This window comes from Levilactobacillus lindianensis (assembly GCF_003946095.1).
In the GTDB taxonomy this organism is placed as follows: domain Bacteria; phylum Bacillota; class Bacilli; order Lactobacillales; family Lactobacillaceae; genus Levilactobacillus; species Levilactobacillus lindianensis.
In genome coordinates, this window is record NZ_RHOD01000017.1 from 43168 (window position 1) to 60290 (window position 17123).

At 47.8% G+C, this 17123-nt stretch carries 11 protein-coding genes and 1 pseudogene; 2 read left to right on the top strand and 10 right to left on the bottom strand.

Translation table 11 applies throughout. The features are described from left to right. Window positions 1-82: 82 nt before the first annotated feature. Window positions 83-7369: an MBG domain-containing protein gene (locus tag EKM70_RS07945; RefSeq protein WP_125546814.1), complete on the bottom strand. Its 7287-nt coding sequence runs from the start codon at window positions 7367-7369 to the stop codon at window positions 83-85. Between the two features lie 1232 nt (window positions 7370-8601). Between EKM70_RS07945 and EKM70_RS07950 the strand changes: the two genes are divergently transcribed. Beyond that, window positions 8602-8958, top strand: a complete 357-nt coding sequence (locus EKM70_RS07950; RefSeq protein ID WP_125546816.1) for a hypothetical protein — start codon at window positions 8602-8604, stop codon at window positions 8956-8958. A 61-nt stretch (window positions 8959-9019) separates the two neighbouring features. Here EKM70_RS07950 and EKM70_RS07955 read toward each other — a convergent pair whose 3' ends face one another. Both EKM70_RS07955 and EKM70_RS07960 read right to left on the bottom strand, forming a co-directional pair. Next, window positions 9020-9793: an ABC transporter permease gene (locus EKM70_RS07955; RefSeq protein WP_125546818.1), complete on the bottom strand. Its 774-nt coding sequence runs from the start codon at window positions 9791-9793 to the stop codon at window positions 9020-9022. Window positions 9794-9810: 17 nt separating this feature from the next. Next, window positions 9811-10746 (bottom strand): ATP-binding cassette domain-containing protein, encoded by a 936-nt coding sequence (locus EKM70_RS07960; protein WP_125546820.1) that lies wholly within the window; start codon window positions 10744-10746, stop codon window positions 9811-9813. A gap of 148 nt (window positions 10747-10894) precedes the next feature. Here EKM70_RS07960 and EKM70_RS07965 point away from each other — a divergent pair, with 148 nt between their 5' ends. Continuing rightward, the gene (locus EKM70_RS07965) at window positions 10895-11413 is read left to right on the top strand and encodes a MarR family winged helix-turn-helix transcriptional regulator (protein ID WP_125546822.1); all 519 of its coding nucleotides are present in this window, start codon (window positions 10895-10897) and stop codon (window positions 11411-11413) included. A 75-nt stretch (window positions 11414-11488) separates the two neighbouring features. Here the strand turns inward: EKM70_RS07965 and EKM70_RS07970 are convergent, their stop codons facing one another. The 7 genes and pseudogenes from EKM70_RS07970 to EKM70_RS08000 form a co-directional block, all read right to left on the bottom strand. Continuing rightward, window positions 11489-12052 (bottom strand): hypothetical protein, encoded by a 564-nt coding sequence (locus tag EKM70_RS07970; protein ID WP_057877442.1) that lies wholly within the window; start codon window positions 12050-12052, stop codon window positions 11489-11491. Window positions 12053-12082: 30 nt separating this feature from the next. Then, complete coding sequence (locus tag EKM70_RS07975) at window positions 12083-12640, bottom strand: hypothetical protein (RefSeq protein WP_057877441.1); 558 nt, start codon at window positions 12638-12640, stop codon at window positions 12083-12085. A gap of 239 nt (window positions 12641-12879) precedes the next feature. Next, the gene (locus tag EKM70_RS07980; protein WP_125546824.1) at window positions 12880-13992 is read right to left on the bottom strand and encodes a PrsW family glutamic-type intramembrane protease; all 1113 of its coding nucleotides are present in this window, start codon (window positions 13990-13992) and stop codon (window positions 12880-12882) included. Between the two features lie 12 nt (window positions 13993-14004). Then, window positions 14005-15363: a serine hydrolase gene (locus EKM70_RS07985; protein WP_057877439.1), complete on the bottom strand. Its 1359-nt coding sequence runs from the start codon at window positions 15361-15363 to the stop codon at window positions 14005-14007. 14 nt (window positions 15364-15377) lie between these two features. Further along, on the bottom strand, window positions 15378-16064 hold the full coding sequence (locus EKM70_RS07990) for a zinc ribbon domain-containing protein (RefSeq protein WP_057877438.1): 687 nt from the start codon (window positions 16062-16064) through the stop codon (window positions 15378-15380). A gap of 13 nt (window positions 16065-16077) precedes the next feature. Beyond that, the gene (locus tag EKM70_RS07995) at window positions 16078-16344 is read right to left on the bottom strand and encodes a Mor transcription activator family protein (protein WP_057877437.1); all 267 of its coding nucleotides are present in this window, start codon (window positions 16342-16344) and stop codon (window positions 16078-16080) included. A gap of 329 nt (window positions 16345-16673) precedes the next feature. Then, window positions 16674-17123, bottom strand: a pseudogene (locus tag EKM70_RS08000) (IS30-like element ISLsa1 family transposase); the annotation flags it as partial.

Below are 17123 nucleotides of genomic sequence, written 5' to 3' on the forward strand. Positions count from 1 at the left end.
TCATCCTACACAAAAGGCTCCTAGTTTCGAGGTAAGAAACTAGGAGTCTTTTGATCAATCCTTGTTCTACTACTTGTTACGTTTAGTCCCGCTTACGACGGAATGGAACTAACAAGGTTGATGATAACAGTAAACCTAATGCTACCAGGAAGCCTTCATTCTTTTCATCCGTTTGTGGTAACTCGGTTTGCTGTTGAGACTGCACACGTCCAGTGACAACAGTATCACCTGCAAGTGCTTCGTTAACGCCGTGAAGGTTCGTTTCGCTTTGAGCCAGTGGCTTCACAGCGGCCGATTGCTTACTCAAGTTCTTACCCTTGTTTGCATCGGATTTCTTCGACGCTTTCTTCCGTGACGTGACCTTGCGAAGATTTACTTTGTCAGCAAGCTGACGTGTAAACGTTGGTACCGCTCCGGTCTCATCAAACTTGATGGTGGTTGAACCGCCATTACCGTCAGGAAGAGTTGCAGATAAGGCACCAGGTTTGATCGTGCGTTGTTCAACGAGCTTGCCATCTTTCAGCTCACGAATGATCCGCTGACCACTTACTGGATCAAACGTATAAACCACCTGAAGGCCATCAGGCCACTTCTTGGTAATCTTCACAGCCTTATCGGTGTCCTTCGTTGGCACAGTGACGACTGCTGGCGTATGCGTAAACGTCGGCACTGGATCAGAATCACTGAATTTGACAGTTGCTGTACCACCAGCACCATCTGACACTGTCACTTCCGAAGCATCGGGATCAATTGTCTTCTGGTCAACAGTCTTCTCGTTTCTTAGCTCCGTCACCATCCGCTGCTTAGTCGTCGGATCGTAGGTAAAGGCTGTCTCACTACCGTCTCGCCACTTCTTAGCAACTTTGACGATAACACCATCAGCGTCGGTCGTCGTGGCAGTAACGTCGCCAGAAGACTTATCAGTCTCGGTTGTCGTCGTTTCATGCTTAAACGTTGGCTCTGCACCTGATTGCCCGGTATCTACAATTGTTTCGATACCATCCCCAGTTGCCAATTTTGCCTCTGAAGAATCAGGGTCAATTGTCTTGCTGTCGACCAACTTACCGTCTTTTAGTTCCTTTAGCGTCCGATTCCCAGTACTTGGATTGTAGGCGTAGTCCGTTTCACTACCATCGTTCCAGGTCTTGACAACTTTGACAACGTTACCTTCCGCGTCTTTGGTCGTGGCAGTAACGTTATTAGACTTATCAGTCGCCGTCTGCGTCACCTCATGATCAAAGGTTGGCTCGTTGGTTTTTGGATCAATACCGACGGTCGTGCTCGTATTGTCATCATCAGCAAATGTTGCCTTATTATCAGGGGTCAGCTGCTGTTTGTCGCCAACTGGTTGGCCATCCTTTTGTTCACTTACAAAACGTTCTTTTGTAGCTGGATCATAGGTGTAAGTCGTTTGGGTGCTATCTGGCCACTTCTTAACCAGCTTGACCACATTGCCTTTCGCGTCTTTCGTCGTAGCAGTGACGTTGCCAAAGTCATCGGTTGCTGTCTGCGTCGTCTGATGATCAAACGTTGGTTGCTTGGTTGTGGGGTCATAGCTAACGATAGTACTTGTATCATTGTCATCAGCTATCGTTACCTTACCGGAATCAGAAGTCAGGTTCTGTGTCTCGCCAACCTGCTGCCCGCTCTTCTGATCACTCACAGTCCGTTTGTTAGTAGCCGGATCATAGGCGTAAGTCGTTTGACTGTCATCAGGCCACTTCTTGACGACCTTGGTAACATTCCCGTTGGCATCGATCGTCGTGGTCGTGTCACCAGCCGTCGTCGTTGTCTCATGGTCAAACGTTGGTTGCGACCCTGCTGGTTGTCCAGTATTAACAGTCGTTTCAACACCAGCACCGTTGGATACCTTTGCCGTCGTATCACCGGAATTGAGTGTCTTTCGTTCAATCGTCTTCCCGTCTTTTTGATCCGTTACCGACCAGTCTCCAGTGGCTGGATCATAGGTGTAAGTCGTTTGACTGTCATCAGGCCACTTCTTGACAACCTTAGTAACGTTCTTGTTGGCATCGGTCGTCGTAGTCGTGTCACCATCCGTCGTCGTTGTTTCATGGTCAAACGTTGGTTGCGACCCTGGTTTCCCAGTATTAACGGTCGTTTCAACACCGTTTCCGTTGGATACTGTTGCCGTCGTATCACCGGGGTTGAGTGTCTTTTGTTCAATCGTCTTCCCGTCTTTTTGATCCGTTATCGTTGCGGTCTTAGTCGTTGGATCATAGGTGTACGTCGTTTGGGTGTCATCAGGCCACTTCTTGACGACCTGAATAACGTTCCCGTCGGCATCGGTCGTCGTGGTCGTGTCACCATCGGTCTTCGTCACCTCATGATCAAACGTTGGCTGATTGGTTTTCGGATCAAGAGAAACAATAGTGTTGGAATTCTGATCATCAACTAGCTTTACCTTTCCAGAATCAGAGGTCAGAGGCTGTGCGTCGCCAACTGGTTGGCCATCCTTTTGTTCACTCACAGTCCGTTTTTCAGTAGCCGGATCATAAGTGTAAGTCGTTTGCGTGCCATTGGTCCACGTCTTAACGACCTTGATAACGTTGCCCTTGTCATCTGTCGTCGTGGCAGTAATCACGTTATTGGACTTATCAGTTACCGTCACCGTCGTGTCATGTTCAAACGTTGGCTGTGACCCTGGCTGTCCAGTGTTAACGATGGTATCAACACCATCACCAAGGGTTACTTTTGCCTGCGTATCATCTTTTCCGAATTTCTTTTCAACAGGCGTCTGCCCATCTTTTTCTTCGGTGACTGTCCAGTCACCGTTACCGGGATCATATGTGTACGTCGTTTTACTATCATCGGGCCACGTCTTAACGACTTGGGTAACGTTCCCTTCGGCGTCTTTCGTCGTGGTCGTATCGCCATTCGTCTGCGTCGTTTCATGGTCAAACGTTGGCTGATTGGTTGTGGGGTCAATGGCAACGGTAGTGCTCGTATTGTCATCATCAGTCAGCGTCAATTTATCAGAATCAGAGGTAAACGTCTGTGGTTCGCCAACCTGGTTCCCATCTTTTTTCTCCGTTACCGTCCGCGTACCATTGTCATCCGTGTAAATCGTTTCGCTACCATCAGCCCACTGCTTATCAATCCGAACCACGTTACCATCTGAATCTCTTTCGGTGATCGTCACATTCTTCTTAGAATCAACGTCATGCCCCAAAATTTTCAGCGTTCCGTCTTCAAGCGTGACAGCGTAGTTTGTTGCTGGATTAATTGTTCCTGAAATTGCATACGTCCCAACAGCAGTCGCATCAATTGCATTCAGCGTAATACCAAGTGAATCATTGGTGTCGCCATCGACTAACTTATCATCCGATGAAATGCTAAAACCATTTGCCTCGGGTGCCTTACCAGTGTAATCGGTAGTGACATCATTAATTTTCACCGTAATTGGCCGCTTTGTGACCGTCAATTTACCCGCAACAAAGTTAAGTGTGTAATTAGGGTTTGCCTTATTCAAAGTAGCTTGAGCGTCGGCGTTCAATTGCAGACTGTACTTGCCGTCTGCTTGTAACTGGTTAGCACTGACAACTTTTTTCGTAGCATCATCTACAATTTCAAAATCGGCGGATTTAAGGTCGCTAGTGCTTCCATTGACCGTAACACTAATGGTTGCTGGCAAACTGTCACCATAAACCACACTAGTATCCTTCATTGTCACATCACTATTTGCGGCGGCAATCTTAAAGGTTCCTGGAGTAAAGTTGATTGCGTAATTCTGGTTCAGAGTCGCAGTTGGATCCATCGTAATATCATATGACCCAACATCTTCGCCAGACTTCCGAGTAAGCTTTACGCCCAAATCATCACCAGCAACGAGGCCGGTACTTGCACCAGTACCCGAATTAGTTGACTCTAAGACGGGATCTGTACCACCATAGGTTTTCCCAGTATCCGTTGCCGTTACTGAAACTGGCCGTTTGGTTACAGTCAATGAATTCGTTCCAAAAGTAATGACATAGTTAGGATTTTCCGTCTTCAATCGATCCTTAGCGGCTTGTTTCAATTGTAGCGTGTACTTGCCATTAGCTTGTGCTTGGGATGCTGTAACTGTTTTACCAGTAGTATCCACAATTTCAAAATCATCTTGGGTAATCGCACTAGTAGTCCCTGGCACGTTGTTTGTGGACGTGAATGTAGGGAATTCATCGCCATAAACCATGGTAGCGGCACCTAAATCCACGGAGCTAGCTGCTTTCGCAATCGTCAATGTGCCCGGAACAACGGTAACAGCATAGTTATCTGAAGTTGCAGTCCCTGTAACAGCCTTCGGATATGTTCCAGCATTGACTTGGGAAATTGGGTCTAACTTAACTCCCAAATCAGTAAGCGTATCGCCTTCGACCAAAGCACCATCGGTTACGTTGAATCCATTGGTCTTGGGTGCAGAACCATTGTAAGTAGCCGTAACATCCTTAGCTGTCACTGTGACTGGCTTCTTGTTGATAGTTAAGCTTCCTGGAGTAACGGTAATGTTGTAATTCGTATTCAGATTTGATGTAGGGTCAGCACTGATTGTATATGGCTGAGTCTGTACATCTTCACCAGTATCCCGTTTAAGCGTCACGCCCAAATCAGACAGTTCGTCATTATTGACTAGCTCACCCTTTGAGACACCGGTAAGTTTAAATTTAGGGTCCTTATCACCATAAGTCTTTGTAACCGTTGGTGCGGTCACAGTGATGTCTCGTTTTGTCACGGTCAACTTGGCCGTTCCAAAGTCACCGAAAGTATAATTCGTATCTTCCTTCAAAGTGTTCTGTGCATCAGTAGTGTAGTGAATCGTGTAGTCACCACCAGCTTGTAGTTGATCACTCAAAACAACTTTTCCAGTGGCATTATCAATAATTTCAAAATCATTCTGAGTAAGTGGATGGTCTGTATTTGCTAAGTCTGATCCTAAGCTACCCGTGATCGTTGGCTCTGCACCGTACACCACACTAGTATCTTGAATAGTTGGCGTTGCAGTGGCCGGTGTAATCGTAAGTGTGGCAGAAACGTAGAGTCCAGCATTGGGGTTGTCTGGCGTTAAGCTCTTAAGGTAAGTCCGCCCGTCGTCAGTTAATTTAAAGTAATAAGTCCCAACGTTCTTAGGTGTGACATGCGCGCCTGAATTCGTAGCATCGACGTAATAGAAGTAACCACTCTTATTGAAGCCGTCCTTCTGGGCGTCAGTAACTGTCGCGCCGAATCCATCACCAAAGGTCACATCAGGGAAGCCTAGTGGTTCCCCGTAGACTTTCGTCCAAGGGAAAAAGCTGGCCAAACTAGCTTGAGTAGCCGCGTTTGTCGTCGCCATATCATCAATGTTCTTTTCAAATGCACTGAGTGAATCATCCATGTTGGCCATGGCGTTATAGCCCTTTTGACTTTCATCAACAATAGTTGCCGGATCGGTTGCGGCTTCAGCGGCTTCTAAGGCCGTCTTAGCATCCCCATTACTAGTCGAAAGATCACTATACATTTTGCTAACAGAATCTAGCAGTGCTTTAGCAGCGGTCTTTTGTTCGTCAGTGATGCCAGCTCCCGCGATAAATTTATCATAAATACCTTGCGCCTTAGCTTGGTCAGCATCAGCCTTGGCTTGGTTATCGGTCGCTTTTTGTAGCCAAGTATCTAATGTCGTCTTGGTTGGAACCAAGATACTCTTACTATCCTGAGGAGTTGATGAATCTGTGGAATCTGTGTCACCGGCATTAGGAACCTCAGACCAAGTGTAGGCTGGCGTTGTCCCAGCTGCTGCAGGTTGACCATCCGCCCCGATTAGTGTTGCATTAAGCGCAGCCGTAACAGATTGATTCGTCCCTACAGTTACATTGGCCGTAACTGGGGTCCCATCAATCGTTTCCCCGGTAGCCGTGTAATAGTGTTCGATTGGATTAGCAACATCCGTTGCTGTCGACGGCGTCGTACTTGTGTTAATTTTTACATTATACTTAGCAATCGTCTCACCGTCAGTCGGAGCATTCAGAGCAACAGTTACAGGCGTGTAGCCTGGGAACTGAACCACAACTGATTTACCAGCAACCGTCGTTACTTGGATAGGCGTTATACCAGGAATCGCAACATTAGTCGCTGAATCAACTGGCGTGACTTCGGCAGTAAAGGCTTGGGCAACGGGAACGCTAAATGCTTGGCTAGCATCCCCGGTCACTGTGTAGCTGTAATATGCCGAATCAGCAAGGCTTGAGTCGCCAGCGGCATAGTTAACTGTCCCATTGCTGGCAGTGGCTTGGTCGCCATCAACAACATATACATTGCTTGTCGTGCTTGCCGGAATTACCGTAACTAGACTAGGATCTAGCGTTGGATCTGCGGCGACTGCCCGTTCCGCTACTGCCTTCGTAGAGAACACAGAAATAGTATCCCCGATACTGGCAGTGACTGGTGTCTTTGTGCTGACGGAAGTATCTCCGGGCGTATCGTCAGCCACATTGACAGACACTGTAGCTGTCTTTGGTGTGTAAGTAAAGCTGTCGATCCTGGCGGAGTAATCATTGAAACTATCACCGGTAGAAGCGGCAATTGAGATTGAGTATCCAGTTGTGATATCAGAAATTTTTCGCGTAAATGTTTGACCACCGATTGTCACAGATAACTCTTGGCTACTTGCTACATAGGTCATTGTAAAATCATTAAGTGGGTGAGTTTCTCGAGGATTCAAGGTTAACGCACTAGCGGCTTTCCAGGAATCGGCACTTTCAACACCCTGTAAGATCCCATTAGCATCCGTTGTTCGCCAACCGAAGTATGAACCATTACCAGGATCTTTTAAATCTGAATTGAAGTAATCATCGTACACAAAACCAAAAGCATTAGGCAAGTTACCTAAACCTAACTGACCACCAAGTTCCCCTTCAGTTGCCTTGGCAGGATCTCCAGGGGCAAAGATAATGCCGACGCTGTCAGCACCACCAGATGTCACTGTCCCAATTCCCAAGGCACCTGTCATTTTAAAGTCATGATTAAAGTCAATTTCATGTTCAAAAGAAACATGAGCGACCTGATGACCTTTTGTTGGCATTTTTAATCCAGAAGCATACACAGTATGTTCCACTTTGTCTGTCAATTTTACCGACCCATCATCACTAATCGGTACTACTACTTTATTTAGGCTTTCATCGGGCTGGAGATTGGCCTTGCTACGACTTTCAACCGTATCGACAAAGTGATCCTTGATTTGGCTACCAGATAGCGTTACGCCGGACCCATCCGTCTTGCCGACTGTCATTGATTGGTCTGGCGTTAAAGTTTGATATTGCTTATCACTTGTCGTATTAGTTGCTGTATCCGCATCAACTTCATTAGAAACATCCGTACTTTCGGTAACCGGAGCCACTTTAGACGTTGGTGTCGTGGTCTTTGTGGTACCAAGCGTCGCCGTATTCCCCTGTTCAGCATCCGGCTTAGATTCTGTATCAGCCGCCGGTGTATCTGGCGTTGGCGTTGCCGCGTGGACATCTGCCGTCCCAATAGTCTCAGCAATGGCTACTGCGGATAAACTAACGAGTAAGGTCCCAAAAATACGGGTCTTAATCTTCCAGCCCGTGTGCCCCTTGTATAAAATTCTTCTTTGTGGTTTGATTTGCCGCTTTTTGTCTCAAGCTTAACCTCTCCTATTCCCTGGTGTCGGACACCTGACTGTCCATTGCCCAGCTACTCCTAAGTTCCAGTTGGCACTTGTCATAAAAGGATCGCCAGTACACAACTGACGACCGCTGGTTAGTAAACCTGATTTTCATCGATCTAGTTGCATATGTTTATCAATAAAAACTGGTGATACTGTTCATGATAATTTTGGCCATTTCTGGTCAAAAACGCAGGTAAAAGCCCGTAACCAATTAATTTAGCCCAGTTACTCACACCTGATCGTCTGTCCATTCAAACTCATTTCCATTAAAAATCCACTAGCCTACCAGGTCTGTACAAAGGCGTCTAAACAGCTATTTATAGCCACTTGGCTGATTTTCAATCATGCTCTTTGAACCGTTTCGCCCACAAACCGTTTGGTGACTACTTTAATCATACTCACATTATAGTAGTGTGGACATTTACATTCAAGATGTCCGTATTCCTTAATACCTACTCACCACAGAATTTCAACTGTGTAGCACTCTTTTATACATAGCGATGTATAATTGCTTTAACTCGTCATCGTAGCTGTCCAAAGTTACGAAACCGTGATAACTCCCCCACTATCATGTCGGTTAATACTAGGCGCGCTTATTAATCAAGTCCCTTTATTCATTTTCCAAGTTTAATTACAAAAAAATTGCGGTGGACAAAACGGTCATTGAATTTGATCTAAAAAAGCGCCACTCATTGCGAGTCGCGCCGCCGAGAACCTCAGCCATGTGGATCAAATTCACCTCTTTTTTTGCGAGATCCAAGCTGTCGCTAAGACGTCTGAGCCCCCAGTGACAACCCAAACAGCATTCTCATCTATCCACCCGACTTTATTAAGCAATTGATATGATCCCTAAAAAAAGTCCTACGCCTGAAAGAGCCGCCCATTAACTGTGCTACAATCAAAACGTTCCTAAAGGAATAAAATATGGGGAGGTTTTATCAATGAAAAAAGCAGCATTGCTTTTAGGTGTCGCCGGTTTGATCGGGACCATGGGGATGGGCACGGTCAGCCAAGCCAGTACATTAGTTGGCACCGTTCAATACCACAAGTTTCACGGGACGGCCACGATTAAGAAGAGCTACAAGCACTTTAAGTTAACGAGCCACCAACCGAACAGTGACTACAAGGTCATCAAGACCTTTAGCTGGAAGTCGGCTAAGCTCAAGGCTGGCAGCAAGGTCAAGATTGACCGCCGGGCGAGTCAGGCCACACAATATGACTGGTACCGAATCAAGGCAACGAGCAAACACCACACCCGTCGTTACTGGGTTTACGGCCAGGCACTGAACCTTAAATAGGCTTACGACAAGCAAACGGCTAGACCTTCGTTGGTCTAGCCGTTTTAGTTTAGTCTCAAATTTAATTCCGATCGTAGGCCCAAACCGTCAGTGGCGCGAAGATGGCCACAATCACAACCCCAAATATCAGAACGACCCAAGCTTCATGGGTCCAGCTGCCCGTTGCCAGGATTTGCCGGATGGCCGTAATGACATAGGTCACTGGGTTCAAGTGCGCGATGAACCGAAGCGGCTTCGTCAAAGCGTGCATCGGAACGAAGGCGTTTGACATAAAGGACAGCACCAACATTGTCATCAAAGACACACTCTGAACCGCGGCGGCACTCTTAGCCAACAAGCCTAACAGGGCGAAGACCCAGGATAACACCCAGCCCATGAAGATGGCTAGCAAGCCAATGGCGACCACCCAGCCCAAGCCAACACCGGGACGCCAGCCCATGAGATAGCCAGTGGTCAGCGAGGTGATGGCGGCAATCAACAACCGTAAACTATCGGCGAACAGTTGCCCCGCCAATGGGGCGATCCGGGCCATGGGCAACGACTTGAATCGGTCGAAGACACCGGAGTCGAGGTCCTCTCTGATTTGCGCCCCCGAGCCAGACGCTGCTGACAACATCGTTTGAATTAAGATCCCGGGAACAATCGTTGGCAGGTAAGCCTTAACCCCGCCGGCAATCGCGCCCCCGAAGAGGTAGCCAAACATCAACATAAATAACACGGGTTGAATGACGACATCCATCAATTGGTCTGGATTGTGAATCGTCTTTAATAAGTTGCGATAAGCCATGGTTGCGGTATTTTGAATCACATTGCCGCGGTGAATTCGGATATCCATTTTTACGTCCCTCTTTCTTAGTTCTTGCCGACGGTCAGGTTCATGAAGACGTCATCCAGTGACGGCTCCTGCACGGCCAGGTGGCTAATCCCAATCTTAGCGTCATTTAAGGTCGCTAGGAGGGGCGCTAGCTGGGCCACCTGCCCCAGACTCACACTGAGGTCGGGTCCCGCTTCTCGAACGTCTCCGGCCACCTGGGTGGCCAATAACTGCTCAGCGGCGGCGACCTGACGCGTTTGACTCAGGGTGAAGGTGACCCGTGGCCCACCGAGTTGTTCCTTAAGTTCGGCAGGCGTGCCCATCTTGACTACATGACCGTGGTCGATGATGGCTAGATTATCGGCTAATTGGTCCGCCTCGTCCAAATATTGCGTGGTTAAAATAATTGTTGATCCCTGATCAACCAACTTGCGAATCGTGTCCCACATTTGGGAACGGGTCCGCGGGTCTAGCCCCGTCGTCGGTTCATCCAAGAAGATCAGAGCTGGCCGCGTAATCAAGCTTACCGCCAGATCCAACCGCCGACGCATTCCCCCGGAAAAGGCCTTCAGCGGCTTGTCCGCTGAATTTTCGAGTGAGAACTCAGTGAGGAGTTCCGCCGTGCGGTCCTTGGCTTCCTGCCGTGACAGCCCATTCAATCGGGAAAAAATCATCAGGTTCTGTCGTGCCGAAAGGTCCTCATCGACGGAAGCATATTGGCCAGTCAGCCCAAACATGGATCGCGCCAGGCGACCCTCCTTGGCGGTATCGTGACCGAAAATCTTGACCTGACCACTGTCCGCCTTGAGCAGCGTGGTAATCATCCGCAAAGTCGTGGTTTTCCCCGCACCGTTAGGACCCAAGAGTCCGAAGACCTCGCCTTGACGGACCTTAAACGAGATATCATTAACGGCGACCTTTTCTCCAAACTTCTTGGTAAGGTGGTTGACTTCAATTGCATTGATTGCTGACATTTTAATTCCCTCTTTACCTTGTTTTTTAATCAGGTCCCCCTGACTAAAATTATAATAAGGCCCCCTGATCAATATGTCAAGACTTTACTCGTCTTTGCTGTCTTTTTTTAGGGATTGTCGGGTATAATAGCTACAGGGAGGCGATCTCATGCCTGATTTAACCAAACAAAAAAACGCAGCGGGTAAGTTAATTGAGTTCGATATGGTTCACCATACCGCGGACGAAGTCGCCCACCGCAACCATGCCGATAAAGACAAACATCCGTTACGGTTCCAAGGCCAAGGAAAGATCCTCCTGGCCCTCTCACAAGCCGATGGCCTCTCGCAAAAGGAATTAGCGACCCGCCTCAATCTCTCGGTCCAATCGACCGCAGAATTTGTGAATAAGCTGGTCAAGAAGGATCTGGTATCCAAGGAAAAGTCTACGACCGACCGCCGCAAAACCATCATTCGCCTAACGAATCTGGGGCAACAGACGGCCTCGGCCGAAACGGCCAAGGTCCCGGAATTTCTGAGCGGCCTGAGCGATACCGAGCTGGACCAACTCACGGCAATTTTGACGAAGATTAACAACAACCTCTACGCTGAAATCGACGCCGCTAGTCCCACCGAAACCAATAAGTTTGAAGCAGTGGTCAAGGACCGTTTGCGCGACTGGTTTCTCTAAACTGATGCACGAAAAAACACGATCAATCCACATTTCGGATTGATCGTGTTTTTGTAATCTTCATTCAATTATTCTTTAGTCAGTAAAGTCTTCGGTCCCACCGGTTGGGTTGAACGCCTTGGCTTGACCCTTGGTCTTGTAATAGTGTTGCAGGTGCGCTTCACCATTACCGGCATTCCACATCGCATAGATGTACAACGACTTAATGGGTTGCCCCTTGTATTGTCGGGTGACAATCTTATAACTTTCGGTACCGACCGTACCGAAGCCTGCGTCACTGTAATGATACTGCCAGGATTGGTCTACTAACCAGCCTTTACTCATAAATATCAGGGTATTATTCTTTCCCTTTTTAATGTTATTCATGTCTTTCTTCAGGTTAGTGACCTTGACAGGACTGTGACCCGTTTGCCACTTTTTGCCATAAAAGTTACGATATGAGGTCTTCTTGGCTTCAATGTTGAACCGATTATAGTGGCCATTCTGGTAGTAATACCAAGTCCCCTGGAACTTCGTCGGGAAACTAGCGAGACTCATCTTCGAACTAGCCTGCGCATCCGTTGTAGGCGTGGCAACAACTAAGGCCGCACCCAGACTAACTGACGCTAAGATGGCGCCCATCATGTGTGTTAATTTCATTGTGTAATTCCTCCTTGTCTCGTTTGTCGTTTACTTGTGCAAGGCGCCAACTGGATTGAAGTACTTGGCCTGCGCCTTGGTTTGATAATAGTGGTCGGCTAACTTCTTTGAGCCAGAACTGTTCGCAATGTGCTTGTTGTAGAGCACCTTAACGGACTTGCCTTTGTAGGTTTTGTGAACGACCTTGTAGGTTCCGGAGCCATTCGTCGCAAACATCCCGTAGGAAACGATCTTGGTATAGCCACCCTTGACGGCCTTGGCGCTGGTCCAGTGGCTCTTCTTACCGCCGTACTGCCAAACGTCATTCTGATTCTTGGTGGTATGTAAGGTTCCGGTCCACTTCTTTTGCTTTTTCGCAAAGATATCCATGTAATTTTTGACCGTCAGTTTCTTGGAACTGATCGCCATCGACTTGTAGTAATAGCCGTTGTTTTCCTCGTAGTGATACCACGTTCCCCGGATACTCTTCGGGAAAGTCTTCAACGTGGTCTTTGCCTTGGCGTGAGCCGTGGTCGGAACGGTGACGAGTGCCGTCGTGCCAAGCGTCGTCGCTACCAATAGGGCACTGAAAATATGAGTCATTCGCATACTTTTTTCCTCCTCAATTTTGAACCTATTTCTAGTTATCTATCCAATTATATTGAGCTGTAACTGTTAATTGAAATAACTATGTCCTTAATATAGCAAGACATAGTGACACAATGTGTCAGACAAAGACTGGCTTCAACAAAAATATCAATGATTCCCGTTTTTTTGAACAACTCGTGCCATTCAAAAAACGGCCAGCCCTGGTAAAGGACTAACCGTCTCTTTCTGTTGCGTTTAACTTAAGATTGCGCCTGCTGTTTCAAATGAGAAATTTCCTTCAACCCGGCACTCATCAAGACAAACACGATGATCCAAGCCACAACGATCAACAAGATTAGCTTCGCATAGGAACTGCCAAGAATCGTGACGTCCCAGTCCCAAGTCGCGTGCATCAAGACCGCTAAGGCAAAGAATACCAGGAAGCGTACGTCCAACATCTGACTGAATTTAAACGGCTTGGCGCGCTTCACCACCATCAAAGCCCCACCTGAAATGGCTGCCCAAACCAGGTGTCCGCCGATAGCTGACCAGCCCCGGAGAATGGCAACCGCGACCAGTTGGTCACCGGCACTATAGATATAGCCGGCGGTTTCAAAGGCCGCAAACCCGGCCCCAACGGCCGCCCCAATCAGGATCCCATCGAGGATATGCTTAACGTTCAGCTGACTGATAAAGTAGCTAATGATCAGGACCTTACCTAGTTCTTCGACCAAACCAATGGATAACGAATCCTTTAACGTCATCACCCCAAAGATCTGGCTGGTGGTACTGAACGTCACAAATTGATATAAAAATAGCGTGACGACTAGCGAAAAAATCCCGCCAATAAAGAAGACCTTGACGACTTCAAAGAGACTGACGTCTTTAAAGGCATCGGCTTCAAAGAAGAAGACCAGACCGGAAAATGGCACGGCAAAGGCCCCCACTAGAATTAATCCCGGAATAGCATTCTGATTATGAAAGGCATCGGCCATGTACAGTAACACGGCAAAGGCAAGTAAGAAGCCGAGCAAAATCCGTGAAAACAGCCACGGCTTCGCCCACTCATCTGACACGTCGGCTAAGGCTGGTGTAGTGGTCTCTGTGCCGGCAATAAAGATGGCATTGGCTTCGCCCTTCGAATGGTGCTTGAAGACCTCAGAGAACAAATCAGACAGGTTAACCTTGACGGCCCCTTCCTCGCCAGTGTAATGGTTCAACTTAGCCGTGGCGGTGTCGTAAAGATCCTTGATTTGATTCGATTCATTGGCGACTGGTGCCGTCTCCTGTGTTGCTGGCAATGCTTTCCCGCAGCTCGGACAGAACTTGGCAGTCGCCTTAACTTGATTTCCACAATACGGACAATATCTCATACTAAACCCTCACTACTCTAAAATATTCTGATACAGTTTTAACCCTAACTGATTCATCGCCGACACTTGATCGGCTTCTTTGCCATCTTGCGCGAGGACCACCGCAACGAAGGCCCCCCGCTTATTGGCCACGATTTCAGCATCATTTTGGACGCCGTAATCTGCGTACTCCCCGGTCTTGTTATAGACCTTGGCTTCACTCGGCAATAACTTCGGCAACTTGGCCCGATTCCGATTATTTGCCAGAATTTCCAGCATGTCATCGTCAGCAGTCTTTGACACCAGCTGATGATTATAAATTTTCTTGAGGGTCATCCCCAAGTCCCGCGCCGAGGTGGTATTATCACGGCCATCCTCAATGGCGTCCGTGTCCATCATCTTCCGCTGGAGCTTGGTATCCGTGGCTCCCATACTCTTAATCTTGTTGTTAATGAGGCTGAAACCACCCATTTTGGCAATCATAATATTGGCCCCAGTATTGTCACTGTCGTCAATCATATGTTGCAAAACCTCACGGTACGTCAGCTTTGTCCCGGCATCCATATCCTGAATGACACCGGTCCCGCCAACCTTTTCGCTATCGGTAACGGTATGGGTGGCGTCGAGGTCAAAGACCCCCTCCTTAGCCATGGCATAGGCTGTGACGAGGATGAAAACTTTGATACTGCTGGCCGCACTCTGCGACCCGTTGTTGACAACCACACTCTGTGAGCTATCGACCGGCGACACGTAGGCAGAACTGGTTCCCTGCAGGGGGTCCAACGCCGCGGTGACCGCATCTTTAATTTCTGTTTGGTTAAAATTGACCGTCGCTTGGTGGCTAGTCGCCTGACTAGAGGATGACTGGCGCCGCTGCGCCTGACTGCTGGCCTTCTTCTCCGAACGGGCTGGCTTAGCGGCGTGGCTCCCATTGCTATACAGCAGGTAGCCCCCACCACAAATAAGGAGAATTAGAATCACGGCACTGATCACCCATTGGCGTTTGGATTTATTTTCTTTCGGTGCTGGCTGTGACGTGACCTGATTATCTGGTGCTTGCGGCCGAGTCGCAACCTTCTTGGGGGCAACAGGTTCAACTGGCGCCACCTGAGGCTCACTTGCTGGCGTCTTGGCAGCTGGCTTCGCTGGCGTCGGTGCAGAGCTTTCGGCAGCTTCAGTGTCAGGTTGTTTCGGGTCAGGCGCTTCAAAGTCATAACCACAGTTTTCGCAAAACCGACTGTCTTGAGGATTCAGGGCCTGGCACCGTGGACAAGTCTTTTGCTGGTCTGAATCAGTCTGACCAGCCGTTTCGGACCTTAGATCAGTCCCACAATTCTCACAAAAATTGACGCCCTCGGGGTTGTCATGACCACAATTTGGACAAATCTTCATCGGTCTACTCCCCGCTAGTTAAACGCGTGCCCACAGTTGGGGCAGAACTTGGTGTCGGCTGAAACCACGTTCTGGCAGTCAGGGCAGGTCTTTTCCTCTGGCTTAGGATTCAAATCCGTCCCACAATTTGGACAGAACTTCGTCTCTAATCCGACTGAAGCGTGGCAGTTCGGACATTCCTTACCGAGCTTGGTCCCACAAGAGACACAGAACTTCGCATCGGCTTTATTGGCGGCGTGACAGTTCGGACAAATGACTTCACCTTCGTGGGCGCTCTGACTGGCAGCCATGGAAACCGTCACGGATTTGCCCCCACTCATAATGAATTGTTCCACGTAGGCAAAGAGTTCTTCCGGTAATTTTTTCTGGTTCCAGGCACCGATGGCGGCGGTCACAGCTAGGGGCGCAAAGGCAATCATCCCAATAGTGGCAGCCCCAGCTTTATCAATCCATTTCCCTGAACCCACGTTAACCATAATCTGATTCTCACCGGCGCTGAAAATCTGAACTTGAATCGCGGAATCCATCCCCACGATGGTCTTCCAACTATCCTCCTGTTTAGCTTGAACCAGGTAACCTTCGTTGGTATGCATGCCCTCAGCGTGTAGCTGTTTCTTTTCACGTAGCCAATTTTGAATAGCCTGACCGACCATCTCAAGGTCCAAGCCATCAGTTAGTTTAAAAATTCTTGAGTCTGCCATCTTGAAATCACTCCTATTTGTCTTCTTTAGCTTCCCGCATCACCATCTGAATCCATTTCTGCGAGTACCCATACTTCCGAGCTAACTCGTGTTGATTATGTCCGTTGAATTCTTTTAGCACTAGCTGAGCTGTTACCTTACGATCGTATAAATGGACCGGAAAATTTAGTTGGGTGCCTTTATAATGCTCGTAGATAATCAGCATTGATTCGGTCCCAACTAAATTATTCAAACTCTTGTAAAATTGATGTAACGCATCCAGCTCAATTCGCTCTGCCATTGTCCTCGCCACCTCCTTAGGCTAAATTGTAATTGTTTGCGAATCTTTTAGTAACTGCACTTATCCTCGCCCTTTTCCACGAAAAGTGCCGTAACAATGGCATGTCACTCGTCTTGCAAAATGCCGTTTGTTTAAAACGCCGTCACGATAGGCAACCTATTTCATGTCAGGACAACTTGGCAAAAGAATTGACGCTAGATTTGCGAGATGCGTGCTTCTATTGCGCTTAAAAATATTTTTCGGAACACTAATTTTGAGACACAATTACCGGTCATTACACCTAAAAAAACTACCCTCAAATTTCTTTGGGAATAGGGCAAATTACAAGTTTAATCCGAACAAGCCCGGAATCTTTCAATGGCAGTCTGTTGATGATGTATTTTTAATGGTCGTTGATTAATTAGTTCAAGTGCTGCTAGGATCTCATCAGTCGTTACTTGGCTAAAATTGGTCTTTTTCGGGAAGAACCAGCGTAACCGTCTATTAAAATATTCATTGGAACCTCGCTCCCATGGTGAATATGGATGGCAAAAATAAACTTTGATCTGATAATCCTGTTCTAAGGCCTGATAATTGGCAAACTCTTTACCATGATCAACAGTAATGGATTTTACTTGGGGACCGAAGGCCCCCATAAACTTGCCAAAGGCGGTGTTTAGAGCCTTAGCCGTTCTATTAGGGGCTTTGATGGCCCATAGAAGTCGGGTCTTACGTTCTACGAATGTAACCAGACATGATCGTGACTCACTTCGACTAGAAAGCACCGTATCTACTTCCCA